The following is a 15,850-nucleotide window of genomic DNA, read 5'->3' as shown; positions in this document are numbered from 1 at the left end:
CACGAAGATTGGGGCAGGGCAGGGCGGGTGAGGCCCACCAGGGGAGAACTGTGTGCCGGCGGAGCGACTGGGAAGGCGAATGAGACGCCATGGGATGAGTGAGTCTTTTTCGGGAAGAACTGCGTTTGTGGTCTATGATGGAGTGATTGGCAAATACTCGAACAATGATGTTGGTGACGATGATTCAGGTCGTTTCGAAAGAGATTCAGATCGTTTCGAATGGGAACGTTGGCCGGACGGCGCTTCGCGTTTTCGCCGCGGTGACGTTGGTCGCCGGGACGCTGCTGGCGACGTGTTCGTGGCAGGTTTCGACGGCGGATGCTCAAGAAACCAATTCGCGAGGGGCCGCCAAACCGCTCGATGCAAGATCACGAACCATTGTTCAGTCGGTCGAGTTGCAGGTGAAGCGTGCCGGGGCCGCGTATTCCAAAGGCGACTACGAGACCTCGGGGGAGGCTCTGCGAAAGGCGATCGGGCAAATTGATGTGGCTGGCAACGCGGCGTCGCCCGGGCTGCACGATGCGTTGCTACCGACGATGCGTCGAATCATCAACGCTCGCGCGATGCTGGAACTGGAAGGCGTGACGCTGCCACCGTTTCGGCTTCCTGCTCGTCCGGAGGCGACGGCGGATCCGATGTCTGAAGCGGATGCCTCGAGTGAGCCAGCAACGGATGGCGTCAGTTTCGTGTCGGAAGTCGCCCCGATCTTGGTCGACAAGTGCGGCGGGTGTCACATCCGTGGCAACAAGGGTGGGTTCACTTTGCAGAGCTTTGCCAAGTTGATGGAAGGTCCCTCCGAAGGGGTCGTGGTTTTCCCCGGCGATGTGATCGGCAGTCGCTTGATCGAAACGATTGAAACAGGCGACATGCCTCGTGGTGGCGGGAAAGTCAGCAAGGAACAGTTGGACACGCTGAAGCAATGGGTGATTCAGGGTGCCAGGTTTGATGGTCCCGATCCGGCCGCGATGCTCACCAGTTTGAAGGGGGGTGGGGCAGCTGCTGACACGCCTGCCGCGCCGGAACCCGATCAGCCAACGATGGTTGGCAAGCCAACCGGAAACGAAACGGTCTCGTTTTCAAAGGATGTGGCGCCACTGTTGGTTGAGAATTGCAGCGGATGCCACTTGGATGCGATGCAGACCCGTGGTGGTTTGCGAATGGACACGTTGGCTCAGATGCTTCGCGGTGGCGACAGTGGTTCGGTGATGCAGCCCGGCGACGGGGAGGCCAGTTTGTTGGTTCAGAAGCTCCGCGGCAGCGCTGGTGATCGCATGCCCGCCGGCGGTCGCCCGCCACTTTCGGACAGCGACATCGAGTTGATTTCGACTTGGATCAGCGAAGGCGCCAAGGTGGATGAGGCTTTGGTGCAAACGCCGATGAAGGTGGTCACGGCTCAGGCTTGGTTGTCCGCGGCGGCGTCTCCCGAGGTCAGTGAGCGGCGGGCCGAGATCGCGGAGTCCGATTTCCGGTTGGCGGGTGCTGACATGAGCAGGTTGCAAAAGCAGGTCACCGACCACTTTGCCGTTTGGGGCGATGTTTCGCCAGCAACGCTGGAGGCGGTGGCGGAGTCGGCTGAGGCCGCGCTCGTGCAAGCTCAGAAGTTTTTGCCCCCAGCCGATGGGACGCCCGAGGACTTTTTCCACGGCAAGGCTTCGGTTTATGTGCTGACCAAGCGATACGACTACAGCGAGTTCGCCAAGATGGTCGAGGGCCGAAGCGTCCCCGCCGATTGGCAGTCACACTGGAAATACGATGGAATCCGCGCCTACGTCGCGGTCGTGGCATCGGAGCGTGCGACCGAAGAGGAAATCGCCCAACGAGTGAAGGCGACGGTCGCCAGTCTCGCGGTGGTCAGTCGCGGGGAGGCGGTGCCGCGATGGTTTGCCGAAGGTTTGGGGACCGCGATTTCCGGCGGCGAGACCAAACGGGATCGGAATGAGAATCTGCGGAGGCAGGCGGAGTTGGTCACCGCGGTGGGCAGTTTGAAGTCGGGGAAAGACTTTTTGAACGGCAAGTTGCCGCCTGAGCGAGCGGACCGAATGGCAGTTGCGATTGCCGAGTCCTTGTTGTCGCGGCAAAATCGGAGAGGGTTGGATGCCGTGTTGCGAAATCTGCAATCGGGCCAGCCGTTTTCGCAAGCGTTTCAGACGGGCATGAACACGACACCGATTGCTTACGTGGACGCTTGGCTGCAATGGGTTCAATGAATGGGTAAGTTTTCGGCCATGACCGAATCAAACGTTTCCTCTGCTCTCTCTGATTTTGCTGACCAAGCTGCTGCGGCCGATTTGCCGGTGGCCGTTGCGGCTTTGTACTGCTTCACGCCAGTGCCGCAGTTTGAATCGCTGCGAGAACCGCTGCGCCAACGAATGTCTGGTGATGGCATCCGTGGTTCGTTGTTGTTGGCCGGTGAAGGCATCAATGGAACGATTGCAGGCCCGCGAGAGTTAATGGAACCGTTCATCGATTGGCTTCGGTCGATGGAACTGGACGATCAGGCGACGCCATTGCGTGGGATGGACGTCAAATGGTCGTACTGCGAGCAGGTTCCATTTCGAAAAACCAAGGTCCGGTTGAAACGCGAGATCGTGACGATGGGGGTGGAGGACATCAATCCACTGCGATCGGTCGGCACCTACGTTGAGCCGCAGGACTGGAATGCGTTGGTGGACGATCCTGAGGTCACGTTGATCGACACACGAAACGACTACGAGATCGAAATTGGGACATTTCAAGGAGCCGTCAATCCTGGCACGGATTCCTTTCGAGAGTTTCCTCAGTTTGTGGAGGAGAACTTGGATCCGGAAAAGCACCCCAAGGTGGCGATGTTTTGCACGGGGGGGATCCGGTGCGAAAAGTCGACCGCCTATTTGAAGGAACGCGGGTTTGAAGAGGTTTATCACCTGCGTGGCGGGATTTTGAATTATTTAGAGAAGATGCCCGAGGAAGAATCTCGTTGGCAGGGCGAATGTTTTGTGTTCGACAATCGCGTGGCGGTCGATCACCAATTGCGGGCCGGGGCGTACGAATTGTGTCATGGCTGTGGTTGGCCCTTGACCGCCGAAATGCAGCAGCATCCCGACTATGAGCGTGGGGTCGCTTGTTCTCGTTGTGCGGCGGAGGTGACCGAAGACCAGCGAAAACGTCGGCGGATGCGACAACAACAGCTCGACCAGGGCGTATAATCAGCCGGTTGATTCGGCTTCGCGCCCCAGGCGTGGTTTGTTTTGCTGGTCGGTCGATGGATGGGGCTGGTTCGATGGCGGTTGCCGCCTGTGGATTGGCTCTTCTCTTTTCTCTTGCATCTTGTGAGTTCATTTTGTCGCGTTCACTGTTTGGCTCGATTGCCGCCTTGGTTTTTGCCGTTCCCGTTTCGGCGCATCCCGGTCATGGCAGCACGGAAGGTGTGGCTCACTACGCCACCGAACCGGCGCATGTCGTTCCGATGTTGGCTTCCTTCGCTGCCAGTGGTCTGTTGTTGGCTGTCGGGTGGTTTGCCGTCAGCCGACTGAATCAGTCGCAATCGAACGCCGCGGCCCAGCCAATTCGCGTGGACGATGAAGCGGCTCGCCGCGTCCGTCGCACGCGATGATCTGCTTGTCTCGCGGGGGGTGAGGTCGCCCAACGCTCTGGCAATGAACCAATCTCACGCAAGGAACGCGGGCTCTCGCAATGAATATGAACCGAACCGATGCCTCTCAGTGGGCGGCCCTGGACGAATCGGCTGCCCTGGATCGCTATCTTCAGCTGACGCGAATCCCTGGCAAGAGCGGTGATGAAGCTGCGGTTTCCAGTTCGATCCAGGCAATGTTGGTGGAGGCGGGAGTGGATCCGGCCTGGATTCAATCCGACGATGCCGGCACCAAGACGCGTTTGAGTGGCAACACGGGGAATCTCATCGTGTCGTTGCCGGGCGATGAATCGTTGCCCCGGACTTTACTGTCCGCTCACATGGACACCGTTCCGATCTGCGTCGGATCCAATCCCGTGGTTCGCGATGACGAAGAACTGGGCCGGATCGTGGTCTCGGATGGTCCGACGGGTCTGGGGGCTGATGACCGGAGCGGTTGCGCGGTGATTCTCAGTGCCATCTTCGAACGCTTGGCTCGCCAGGCCAAGCAGCCGGATCTGCGGTTGGCTCCGGCCGTGATTCTGTTCCTGATCCAGGAAGAAGTTGGGTTGGAAGGCGCTCGTCACCTGGAAGTGTCCAAGGTGGGGCGAGTGGATCGGGCGTTCAATTTCGATGGGGGTGGGCTCGACAAGATTCGTCATGGGGCGATCGGTGGCGAGCGTGTGCAGATGACGGTTCGAGGTCATGCGGCTCATGCTGGCGTGGCACCTGAGAAGGGTGTGAGTGCAATCGTGATTGCCTCCGAAGCGATCAGCACTCTGTATCGCAATGGATGGCTGGGGTTGGTCGAGAAAGATGGACGGCGAGGGACCGCCAATGTGGGCGTTTTTCAAGGCGGGGACGCCACCAACGTGATCACACCGGAAGTCCAGTTGCGAGCCGAGGCGCGGAGTCATGACGCGGAGTTCCGGGCTGAAATTGTGGCGCAGATGAAAGCAGCGTTTGAAAACGCAGTTCAGTCAGTGACGGATGTTCAGGGCCGGGTGGGGAGTTTGGAATTCAGCAGTCGCGTGGACTACGAGGCGTTTCGATTGGCGGAAGATCATCCTTCGGTGTTGGCGGCGACTCAGTTGATCTCGCAATTGGGGCGTTCACCACAGTGCGAGGTGGCCAACGGCGGGCTGGATGCAAATTGGCTGATGCTGCATGGGATTGAGGCTGTCACGCTCGGGTGCGGTCAAGCATCCATTCACACTGTCGATGAGTACCTGATGGTCGACGAGTTCTTGGACGCCTGCCGATTGGCGGCGGAACTGATCGCTCCTGTTTGAGCCGATTTCTACGTTTGAGCAGTCCGTTGAGAGGTCTCGCGGGTGGGGTGTCATCCATGCCTGGCGGTCTGCGGTGACGAAGGTCGCTAAAATCGTGTCTCAAGAGCGTTCAATACACTAGGTTCACGGCGCACGGGGACTTACAATTTGCCAAGCAGTCTCGGTGAGGCCGTGTAAGTTCGTCGGTTGAATGTGTTCTCGGTCACCAGTTCTCGGTCACAAATCGTTTGTCAGGTTCATGGCACCCCGGAGTGAAGTTCGCTGAGCAAACCCATGTGGGGATGCGGCGTGCGAACAATCAAGATTCATTGGCGATTTTAATCGCCGAGTCCGCGGAACGTCTGAACAAGCGGGGGCACTTGTTTGTCGTCGCGGACGGGATGGGCGCCCACGCGGCGGGTGAGTTGGCGTCGAAGATTGCCAGCGATCGCATTTCGATGCACTACTACCAATCGCGGGAAGAGGCGCCCGAGCACGCCATTTCTGAGGCGGTGCATTTGGCCAATGCCGCCATTTACGAGCGTGGGCAAAGCAACCCCGAGTTCCTCAACATGGGGACGACCGCCAGTTCACTGGTTTTGGTCAATGGTGAGGCCTACGTGGCTCATGTTGGCGATTCGCGTGTTTATCGGTTACGGCGCGGGGTGTTGGAGCAGTTGACGTTTGATCACTCGTTGGTTTGGGAGATGCAAGCCAGCGGCAAAGTTCACAGTGACAGTGTTTTCAGTAAATCCATTCCCAAGAACGTGATCACTCGATCGCTGGGCCCCTCCCCAGAGGTCTTGGTGGACCTGGAAGGCCCGTTTGATCTCAAAGTGGGGGATCGTTTTCTCGTCTGCAGTGATGGGCTGACCGGGCAAATTGAAGACGACGAACTCGCGGTTTTGCTTGATTCGTTGGATGTCGACAAAGCCGCTCAGGTGATGATCGACTTGGCCAACCTGCGGGGAGGTCCCGACAACATCACGGTGATCGTGGTCGAGGTCGATGAGGAGCATCTGACCCAGAATGACGGGTCGCAGAAAAAACGTCGCCCGATCGGTGCAGACGAGGTTTCTTCGCGTGCTTTGATCGGAACCACTGCGTTTTGTTGGACGGGTGCGGTCGGGTTTGGGTTGGCTTCTGCTTTGGTGAGTCCGCGGTTTGTGGGCTCAGCGATTGTCGCATTCATTCTGGGAGCCATCTCCGCAGCGGTATGGGGCAGTGGTGTTTTCAGGCCCAACGAACGCCGGCGTCCGTTGAAAACGCGGCGGGTGCGGGGCCAGGAGGCCGGGGGCGACTCGGCGCCGGTCGCGAGCGTGCCTGGCAATCAGGCAGCAGGGCAGGGTGGTTCAGGTCAGGGTTCGATCGACACAAACTGGAGTTCCGGAGCACCGCTGGATATCGGCAGCGGTGAGACCGCGCTGGGGACCGGGCCCTACCGCAGATACAGGGCGGATTCGCACGAAGCCTTCCTTCTTCGCATGGATGATGTGATCACCCAGTTGCGGCAAACGTCAGAAGAGCGAAACTGGATGTTGGACTGGCAAAATGTTGACCAGTTGTTGCAACAAGCTCGCCAGGCCACGAAGGAAGAGGCTTGGGGGACCGCCGTGTCGTCGTATTGCGATGCGACTTTGGCAGCGATGGAGCAGTTGCGAAAACACCAAGATGATTCGGCGAGCGATACGGTCGTCGATCTTTAAGTGAGTGAAATCAGGGATCATGGATAGCCCCAAGCACGTTGGCAATTGGTCAGGGAAGGAAGTTCCTGCGGGGGAGCAGCGGAGCATTCACCTTGCCGTCAGTGAGTCGTACTCCGGAATCTCATTGCGGATTCCAATCTTTGTTCAGCGGGCGTTGAACCCGGGCCCGGTCGTGTTTGTGACCGCGGCGCTGCACGGGGACGAGTTGAATGGGACGGGCGCAGTGCGTCAGCTGATCCAGGATGAGAATCTGGAACTGAAAGCCGGGGCGCTGATTCTGGTTCCAGTGTTGAATTTGCTCGCGTTTGAGCGGCACTCACGTTATTTGCCCGATCGTCGCGATTTGAATCGCTGCTTTCCTGGTTCCTTCTCGGGATCGTTGGCTGGTCGCGTGGCGAGAACGATCTTTGATGAGATTGTTGGGCGTTCCGATTACGGGATCGATTTGCACACCGCCTCGGTTCGCCGGACGAATTACCCCAACGTCCGTGGTGATCTGAGTGATCCCAAGGTCAGTATGTTGGCGGAATCCTTCGGCACCGACGTGATCATGAATGGTCAGGGGCCCGCGGGGGCGCTTCGTCGCGAGGCCTGTTTGGCGGGGTGTCCAACGATCGTGATGGAGGGCGGCGAAGTCTGGAAGGCTGAGCCTCGGATTGTCGAGATCGCTGTTCGTGGCGTCCGAAACGTGCTCGCGAAGTTAGAAATGATCGATGGGGAGGCGGAGGTGCCCGAGGCTCGGTTTCATGTTGAAACGGCCAAGTGGGTCCGGGCGGAGAAAGGCGGTTTCCTTCAATTTCACGTCGGGCCCGGCGATTTTGTTGAAAAGGGTCAGCCGCTGGCGACCAACACAACCTTGTTGGGGTTCGAACGCAGTGTCTTGATTTCGCCGTTTGACAGCGTCGTCATTGGCATGACAACGTTGCCAGCCGTTTCGCCTGGCGAGCCTGTTTTTCACCTGGGGCGTTTGCCAGCGGGGGTCAAACCCAAGACCGTGGATCGCCAGCGAGTGTCCGACGATGGGTTGGAATCACGCGTGGTCGAAGATTTGGCCAGCAATCTGGTGGTTGTCGATCGGCCCGAGGAAGAGGCTTCGTGAGAAGGAGGCCTGGGTGCGGTCAGGTCCTGTGGGCCTGACCTGGCTGGGCGAGGTCAAGCGATGCCAGGTTGATTGATGCCGGGTTGATCGATCGGGCATCGCGGCAGGTAGGTTTGGACTGCGCAGCAAAAACGGTTCGCGAATTCATTCCGAGGGAATCTTCGCGAACTGCTTGGGCCGGATTCATTTCTTGGAAGAAGTGTTTCCCAGAACGGGAGGCACCAAAAACGTGCCATCTTGGGAAGCGGGCGCGGTTCGCGTCGCAACCTCGGCAGACAGGCTTTGGTCTGGGGTGTCGTCCCGGAATCGGTTTTCGACATCCAGCGCACTGGTCATCGGCTCGACACCGGAGGTGTCGAGTTCGGACAATTGTTCCACGAAACCGAGGATGTCCGCGATTTGCGGGCCGAAATCGGTTTGCTCTTGTTCCGTTAGCTGAAGGCGAGCCAGTCGAGCCAATTTTTGGATGTCGACGGACGCACCGTTGCCAGGACCGGACATCAGGACTTTTTACCGCCGCTGACGTCAAACGGTTTTGTTTTCACGGTTTTGCGTACGACACCGCTGCGAATGCACTGAGTGCAAATCCGCATTGATTTGTTGGTGCCGTTGGGCAAGGTCACGTGAACTTTTTGCAAGTTGGGGACAAATTTACGGCGTGTGCAACCAGTGATTTTGGTACCGACTCCGCCCAGGTACTTCGCTTTACCCCGGGTTTCAATACGGTTGCCCATTTGGACTTTCTTGCCGCACGCTTCGCATTGTCGTGCCATCTGATTCTCCGCCACCGCTTGCGGTGATTGTCATGTGTGTGGTTTTAAACGCTCAAAATCCCTGGTTCCAGGGAGAAGCCCCGCAGGATAGCGGGTGGAACGTTTTATTGAAAGCAGGATTTTCACTTCTACCGAGCGTCTTCGGTCCTGAATCATCACATTTTACCTAAACGGCATCAGGGGAACGACCGGCAGATGAGGAGTAACAGGTGCGTTGCGCACCCCGTGGACGGTTTCTGAGTGGATTTGAGGACGGGTTGGGGACGGACTCGGCAAATGCACCGATGAATTCCTCCGACGACATGATGGATTGCTTTCAACTCACTCGAAATCTTCGAGGTGATTGATTCGAATTTCGAAACGATTGCTCGGAAAATTCGATGTGCCTTCGGCGGCAGGCAGCGTGTGCGTTGAAAAAGCGATGGACTGCGTTTGTTTCATCGTTCAAGAGCGAGAGATCGGCCCTCCCCAACTGTGGGGGCACAGCTTCTGGTTCTGACGGCATCCATTTTGAATCTTGGTGACACGAAACGGCCCAATTGGATTGGGACTTCAACGGAGAAAGCAATGAAGCTTAGTAAACTAGCTCTGATCGCAGCGGTTGCATGCGGCGTTAACGCCACAAATCTGACCAGCGCTTCAGCAAATGATATTGGATTGGTCTCTTGCACCTCGTCGCTTTGCGATTGTGGTGAGCCCGTGTGTGGTTGCGAGCCTGTTGGCGGATGCAGCAACGAAGTGACTTGCGGTTGCGAAACCGTCGGTTGCTTGGGTGACTGCGGCTGCAACACAGGTTGCGACAGCGGCTGCGATTCGCTCTGCGGCGGTGGCCTCGGTAGCTGCTTGCCCGGATTGGGCGACTGCTGCTTGGACGACCCTTACACGCTGTTCGGCGATGTCTGCGGCATCGAAGTGGGCGGATGGGCGTCGATCGGCTACCACTCAAAGGCGTTGCCTTTGTTCAACAGCCGTCCCGACAACGTTCAGCTGCACCAAGCATGGTTGTACGCTGAGAAAGCCATCGACACTTCGTGCGGCTTCGACATCGGTGGACGGATCGATTACATCTACGGTACCGACGGTCCCGACACGCAAGCGTTCGGAATCGACAACGGTCACTGGGACAATCAGTGGGACAACGGTGGGGACTACGGTCACGCCATTCCTCAGCTGTACACGGAAATGGGCTACGGCGACCTGTCGGTCAAAGTCGGTCACTTCTTCACGATCATTGGTTACGAAGTCGTTGCCGCTCCTGACAACTTCTTCTACAGCCACGCTTACACGATGTACAACAGTGAGCCTTTCACCCACACCGGTGCATTGGCAACGTACAACGTTTCGGACGATCTGAGCGTCTTCGGTGGATACACCTTGGGCTGGGATAGCGGTTTCGAAGACAACGGCGACACCTACCTCGGTGGTTTCTCGGCTGGCCTGACTGACGACCTGACCCTGACCTACGCAACCACCATCGGTCGCTTCGGTGAAGACAACGCTGGTGGAGTCGAGAAGGGCTACATGCACTCGATCGTTGCTGACTACGCTGTCAGCGACAAATTGCAGTACATCTTCCAGTCGGACTTGCTGGACAGCGAAGATGCTGCTGGTGGAACCGTTCGTGACACGTTCGGCATCAACCAGTACTTGATCTACAACATCAATGACTGCTTGTCCTTGGGTGGCCGCTTCGAGTGGTACCAAAGCGAAGGTGTGTTCGACGATGGAAACAACGACGACAGCGATGTCTACGCTTTGACGACCGGTATCAACTACCGTCCTCACTCGAACGTCTTGATTCGTCCCGAAGTTCGTTGGGACTGGGTCGATGGCGACTACACCGGGATCTTGGAAAACAATGACGACGATCAAACCACCTTCGGTTTCGATACGATCTTCATGTTCTAAGCTGCCCCGAACGACGATTTCGTGAGACCCAAGAGGCCGGTTCACCGCAGAAATGCGATGAGCCGGCTTTTTTTCGTTTGCGCTCAAGATTTCAGCGGCCTTGGTCGAACGCTTGAAACTCACCGGACGAACCTCCTAACCCGCAAAGTTTAACGCTGGTCTGGATTTTCCGGTGTTTCGGGCTGGGGTTTCTATGGCGTTGGTCTCAATTGCATCGCGCCGCGGCGACGATACTTCCCAGCAAGGAATCGCCTCTACTTGGCGGTCGACACGGTTGACTGGTTTGCTGCCATGGAAGGCGGCAGTCACTGTGGACGCGGCGAATCCATTTGAAATCGATCAGGGACGAGCAAGATGAAATCGAAACGAGCTGCTTTGTGGTTGGCCCTCGGTGGCTTGGTTGGATTGGGAAGCCTCAATGGCGTTTCTGCCGCCGACCGATTTGTGGCGGACGCAAGTTACCAAGGCGGAATGCCTACCAGTCAGGCGGAAGTCCTCCCGGTGGGGCACTTTGACGCCAGCTGTGATGAATCGTGTGACACATTTCCTGAAATGGAATGTGGCTGCGGTGAGTTGGCCTGCGACGGTGGTTGCGGCGACATGAGCTGTGGCGACATGGGAGGCGGCCTGTTTGATGATGGCGGATGCGGGTTGTTTGAGTGCGACCTCGGCGATCCGTTCACGCTCTTCGGCGAAGCCTGTGGCTACTCCGTCGGTGGTTGGGTTCAAATGGGGTACCACGACAAAGCATTGCCTTTGTTCAATAATCGCCCCGACGAATACAACCTGCACCAAGCCTGGTTCTACGCCGAGAAGGCCATCGACACGTCGAATGGTTTCGACTTCGGTGGACGCATCGATTACGTCTACGGCATCGATGCTCAAGACACCCAGGCGTTTGGCATCGACAACGGCCACTGGGACACCGGTTGGGATCACGGGCAGTACGGCAGTGCACTGCCACAGGTCTACGGTGAAGTGGGCTACGGCGACCTGTCGGTGAAATTCGGCCACTTCTTCACGATCATTGGTTACGAAGTCGTTGCCGCTCCTGACAACTTCTTCTACAGCCACGCTTACACGATGGTGAACAGCGAGCCCTTCACCCACACCGGTGCTTTGGCGACTTACAACGCTGGCGATGATCTGACCCTGTATGGTGGATACACCATGGGCTGGGACAGCGGCTTTGAAGACAATGGCGACTCGTTCTTGGGCGGTGCTTCGCTGGCCATGAGTGACGATGTCACCGTCACCTACGCAACCGTTGTGGGGCGTTTTGGTGACCAGCCCGGTGGGACCACATCGCAAGGCTACATGCACTCGATCGTCACCGACGTCGCGCTGACCGATCAATTGCAATACGTTTTGCAGTCGGATTACTTGGACGCCGAAGACGGCAACGGTGGCAACTTCAAAGAAACCTATGGTCTGAACAACTACCTGATCTACACGGTCAGCGATTGCTTGGCCTTGGGCAGTCGTTTCGAGTGGTACGACGCGGACGCAGGTGTCTACAACGGCAATGTCGATGTTTACGCCATGACCTTGGGTGCCAACGTCAAACCGCACGCCAACGTCTTGATCCGCCCCGAAATTCGCTGGGATTGGGTTGACGGAGACGATGTGACTGGCATCTTGGAAAACGACCAAGATGACCAGACCACCTTCGGCATCGACACGATCTTCTTGTTCTAAGAACAGTCGATCAAAGAGGGCCTTGGATCTCGCCAGCAACATGGCGGGCCGGCGAGATCATTGCCCAGTCAAGCGGACCGTCGAAATCACACGGTGACTTCGACACTCAAATCGCTCCCACCAGAATATCTCTGGCGAATGGGGGCGATGATCGTTTCCATGAACTCGTCGACTTGTTGGGGAGCTCGCCCCACGTAAGCGTGTGGATCGATCGCGGCTTCCAGGTCGATTCCGGCGAAGTTTTCGTCGCCTTTGAGGCGTTCCAGCAGATCGTTGTCGCCAGCGTTCTGTTTGACTTCCAATGCCGCCGCTTGACTGTGCACGCGAATTTGTTCGTGCAAATCTTGACGGTCACCGCCCGCAGCGACCGCTTGCATCAAGATGTTCTCGGTCGCCATGAACGGGAGTTCGGCCCCCAAGTTTTTCGCGATCGTGGCCGGGTAGACGACCATCCCGTCGGCAACGTTTTGCATCAGCACGAGTGCTGCATCGATGGCCAGGAAGGCTTGCGGGATGACCAAGCGGCGGTTGGCGCTGTCGTCCAGGGTGCGTTCCATCCACTGCGTCGCGGCGGTCATCGCGGGACTGCTTTGCAGGCTCATGACGAACCGACCGAGTGCACAGATTCGCTCGCTCCGCATCGGGTTGCGTTTGTAGGCCATCGCCGAGCTGCCGATTTGATTCTTCTCAAATGGCTCTTCCACTTCTTTGCGGCCGGCGAGCAAGCGGATGTCGGTGGCAATTTTGTGAACGCTTTGCCCGATGCCGGACAGGGCGTCGAGCAATTGAGCGTCGACTTTGCGGGGGTAGGTTTGCCCGGTGACGGCGTAGACGGAATCGAACGAGAGTTTTTCAGCGATTCTTTTCTCGAGAGCCCGGACTTTGTCGTGGTCGCCGGAGAACAGCTCCAAGAAGCTTGCTTGAGTTCCCGTCGTGCCTTTGGCCGAGCGCGCTCGCAATGTTTCGAGTCGATGTTCAACCGCTTCGAGGTCCAGCACCAAGTCGTAGATCCACAGACAAGCTCGTTTGCCGACGGTGGTCGGTTGGGCAGGTTGAAAGTGGGTGAAGGCGAGGCAGGGCAGGTCGCGGTGCTGGGCGGCGAATTGGGCCATTTGGTCGATCGTGGCTGCCAAGCGTTTGGCTGTCAGTTGCAGGGCTTCGCGAATCAGCAGCAGGTCCGCATTGTCGGTCACGAAACAGCTGGTCGCACCGAGGTGAATGATCCCGCGGGCATCCGGGCACTGGTCGCCATAGGCGTGGACGTGAGCCATCACATCGTGGCGCAGTTTTCGCTCGTATTTGGCTGCTTCGTCCAGATTCAATTTTGTTTCGAACGCTTTCAGCTGTTCGATTTGGGCGTCGGTGATCGGGATTCCGAGTTCCTGTTCGGCCTCCGCCAGCGCGATCCAGACTTTTCGCCAGGAAGCAAATCGGCGTTGAGGTCCCCAGTGAAATGCCATTTCACGTGACGCGTAACGCTCGATCAGGGGGTTTTGGTACGGTGTTTCCTGCGTTTCGGTCATTTTGGTCTCTTGCGGGGGCACAAATCAGGCGATGGATGGTCACATCGGCATTTCGGCCCGAAATGGAAGGGTTTACGATATCGGCCGGCTGAGCCAGTCTCGCAGAGACGCGGGCTCGGATGGGTTCCGACGATTTCAGACGGATCTTGAATGAATTTTCAACGGGTGCAAGTGGCGGACAAACGAGTGATCAATCTCACACGAACATATTTTTGCAACTTCGACGGTCGACCACGGGGTCGCCGCGTCGCGATGCTCCATGCATTGACAGCCGTTCTGGCGTTGAGTTTGTTTGGATCGCATGCGTTCGCTCAAGACGCCGTGCCTGCAAAAGCAGCCGGGGCAGGGCAGGGGGCCGCGAAGCCGGTCTTGATGACAGCATTGAAATTGTTGCCCGACACGGCCGCGGGCGTGGTTCGGATTCCTGATCTGACCGTGCTGTGCAATTCGTGGCAGCAAACAACGTTGTCGGGCATCACGGATGATCCTGCGATGAAGCCGCTGATCGATGCCAATTTTGGCAGCCAAGGCGCTGTGTGGGAAAAATTGGGCGACAAGGTTGGTGTGCGTCCCAAAGAGTTGTACGAAATTGCGACTGGAGAAGTGATCGCGGTGTGGTTGCCCTTTGAAAATGACAACCGCCGTCCTTCCTCGGTTTGTGTCGTGGCTGACATTCGAGGGAAGCACGCAGGAGCGGAAGCCGTCTTGGAGCGAGTGGACCAAGATCTGAAGGCTGATGGCGCGACTCGAGCCGATGTCACTCACGCGGGCGAAACCGTTCGCGTGTACAGTCCCAAGACTCGCCCCGGGCAGCTCAAGATCGAACAGGTGGTGGTTTCGCTGACTCAGGATCGTGTGATCGCGTCGGATCGCGATTCGGTGGTGTTTGAAGTCTTGGACGCGATTTCAAACGATGGCCGGGAAGATTCCTTGGACAAAGCACCGTTGTTGCGAACCGTTTGGAAACAGGCTCTCTCTCGCAGCGAAATCGAAACCGAAGGTTCACAAGTCGAATGGTTCGTCAAACCGCTGACGATGGGCCGGATCATTCGCGACGTGGCCAAGGTCGACCGCGGCAACAAAGTTCGTATTTTGAATTTGCTCGAGAACCAAGGTTTTGACGCCGTGCAAGCTGCTGGCGGAATTGCCGTCGTGGGGCAGGGCAAGTTTGACTTGCTGCACCGAGGTTATGTGCACGCTCCTCCCGTCACCGAAGAATCCAGTCGCTACCGTTTGGCTGCTCGGATCTTGCAGTTTCCCAACACGCCACTGGAAGAGATCCCCGCTTGGGTTCCCGCCAACACGGCCAGCCTCACACGGGTGAACTGGAAGATCGAAGAAGCGTTTTGGGCGCTCGAGACCTTGGTCGACGAAGCCTTTGACAATGAGATCTTTCGGCCCAGCATCGAAGGCATCCGAGACGACGAAGAAGGACCGCAGATCGACATCGAAAAGAATGTGTTGCCAAATCTCTCGGAACACCTGTTGCTGTTGACCGACAACACACTGCCCGCGACGGTGGATTCGGAACGCGTCTTGGTCGCCATTGAAGTTCGCGATGCGAATGCAATTGGAACCGCGGTTCGCAAAGCGATGGAAGTCGAGCCCGATGTTTTCAAGGTCGACACGGTTCCCGGCGTTGAAATTTGGCAAGTCAAACACGGCAGTGGCGACGACGAACTGGATGACGAGTTCTTCGATGACCTCGGCTTCGAGGAAGAGATCGATGAACAACAGACCCCACTCTTGAACACCTGGGCCATCGCGATGGTGCCTGCCGGCAAGGGATCCAAGAAGGCACACCTGGTCTTCAGCAGCCATGTGGAATGGTTGGTCGATGTGGCGAAGCGAATGCAAACAGGGGAAGGCGAGAAGTTAGCCGACTTGGATGAAGTCAAAGACCTGTTGAAACTGACCCGAGAAATGGGAGCCGATGAAGTGGCCTTCCAACGCGTGGTTCGTCTGCGTCAATCGCTGCGAGCGAAGTACGAATTGCAACGCCAAGGCGAACTGAAGAACAGCGATTCGGTCATGGCTTCGTTGGTTCGTCGCATGTTTGAAGGCGATGAGCCCGAAGTGGAAGAGCCCATCGAGCGTCTCAACGTGAGCAAATGGCCCGCGTTCAGTGAGGTCGAGAAGTACTTCCGCAACGCGTTCGGTTTCGTCGAAACCACCAAAGACGGTTGGAACCTCAACGGATTCCTGTTGAAGTAAGCGAAACCTGCGAGAGTACAACCGTTGTCCTCAACGGTTCCGTCGGGC

The 15,850-nt window shown here is 57.4% G+C and carries 12 protein-coding genes; 9 read left to right on the top strand and 3 right to left on the bottom strand.

Features of this window, described 5'->3' with window-relative positions:
* The first annotated feature begins 167 nt into the window (after positions 1–167).
* The 6 genes from UH5x_RS13660 (at position 168) to UH5x_RS13635 (ending at position 7,686) form a co-directional block, all read left to right on the top strand.
* Positions 168–2,207: a c-type cytochrome domain-containing protein gene (locus tag UH5x_RS13660; RefSeq protein ID WP_482635990.1), complete on the top strand. Its 2,040-nt coding sequence runs from the start codon at positions 168–170 to the stop codon at positions 2,205–2,207.
* A gap of 18 nt (positions 2,208–2,225) precedes the next feature.
* A complete protein-coding gene (gene trhO, locus UH5x_RS13655) occupies positions 2,226–3,185 on the top strand; it encodes an oxygen-dependent tRNA uridine(34) hydroxylase TrhO (protein WP_482635989.1) in 960 nt (319 codons plus the stop codon).
* A 134-nt stretch (positions 3,186–3,319) separates the two neighbouring features.
* On the top strand, positions 3,320–3,592 hold the full coding sequence (locus UH5x_RS13650; protein WP_482632707.1) for a hypothetical protein: 273 nt from the start codon (positions 3,320–3,322) through the stop codon (positions 3,590–3,592).
* Positions 3,593–3,678: 86 nt separating this feature from the next.
* Positions 3,679–4,902 carry a M20/M25/M40 family metallo-hydrolase gene (locus tag UH5x_RS13645; RefSeq protein ID WP_482635988.1) on the top strand — a complete coding sequence of 408 codons (1,224 nt, stop codon included), beginning with the start codon at positions 3,679–3,681 and terminating at the stop codon, positions 4,900–4,902.
* A 251-nt stretch (positions 4,903–5,153) separates the two neighbouring features.
* Positions 5,154–6,587, top strand: coding sequence for a PP2C family protein-serine/threonine phosphatase (locus UH5x_RS13640; protein WP_482632706.1), 1,434 nt, complete (start codon positions 5,154–5,156; stop codon positions 6,585–6,587).
* Between the two features lie 19 nt (positions 6,588–6,606).
* Entirely contained in the window at positions 6,607–7,686 is a 1,080-nt protein-coding gene (locus UH5x_RS13635) for a succinylglutamate desuccinylase/aspartoacylase family protein (protein ID WP_482632705.1), read from the top strand.
* Between the two features lie 183 nt (positions 7,687–7,869).
* Here UH5x_RS13635 and gatC read toward each other — a convergent pair whose 3' ends face one another.
* The gene (gene gatC, locus UH5x_RS13630; protein WP_047817091.1) at positions 7,870–8,187 is read right to left on the bottom strand and encodes an Asp-tRNA(Asn)/Glu-tRNA(Gln) amidotransferase subunit GatC; all 318 of its coding nucleotides are present in this window, start codon (positions 8,185–8,187) and stop codon (positions 7,870–7,872) included.
* Complete coding sequence (gene rpmB / locus UH5x_RS13625) at positions 8,187–8,459, bottom strand: 50S ribosomal protein L28 (protein WP_047817090.1); 273 nt, start codon at positions 8,457–8,459, stop codon at positions 8,187–8,189. The genes gatC and rpmB overlap by 1 nt, the downstream gene beginning before the upstream one ends.
* A gap of 699 nt (positions 8,460–9,158) precedes the next feature.
* Between rpmB and UH5x_RS13620 the strand changes: the two genes are divergently transcribed.
* Both UH5x_RS13620 and UH5x_RS13615 read left to right on the top strand, forming a co-directional pair.
* Positions 9,159–10,367 carry a porin gene (locus UH5x_RS13620; protein WP_047817089.1) on the top strand — a complete coding sequence of 403 codons (1,209 nt, stop codon included), beginning with the start codon at positions 9,159–9,161 and terminating at the stop codon, positions 10,365–10,367.
* A gap of 354 nt (positions 10,368–10,721) precedes the next feature.
* Positions 10,722–12,065, top strand: a complete 1,344-nt coding sequence (locus UH5x_RS13615; protein ID WP_482632704.1) for a porin — start codon at positions 10,722–10,724, stop codon at positions 12,063–12,065.
* An 86-nt stretch (positions 12,066–12,151) separates the two neighbouring features.
* Here UH5x_RS13615 and purB read toward each other — a convergent pair whose 3' ends face one another.
* Positions 12,152–13,588: an adenylosuccinate lyase gene (gene purB / locus UH5x_RS13610; RefSeq protein WP_047817087.1), complete on the bottom strand. Its 1,437-nt coding sequence runs from the start codon at positions 13,586–13,588 to the stop codon at positions 12,152–12,154.
* A gap of 150 nt (positions 13,589–13,738) precedes the next feature.
* Between purB and UH5x_RS13605 the strand changes: the two genes are divergently transcribed.
* Positions 13,739–15,802: a hypothetical protein gene (locus UH5x_RS13605; protein WP_047817086.1), complete on the top strand. Its 2,064-nt coding sequence runs from the start codon at positions 13,739–13,741 to the stop codon at positions 15,800–15,802.
* Positions 15,803–15,850: the final 48 nt, after the last annotated feature.

The organism is Rhodopirellula sp. UH5, assembly GCF_056839225.1.
This window is presented reverse-complemented; position numbering and strand designations above follow the sequence as displayed.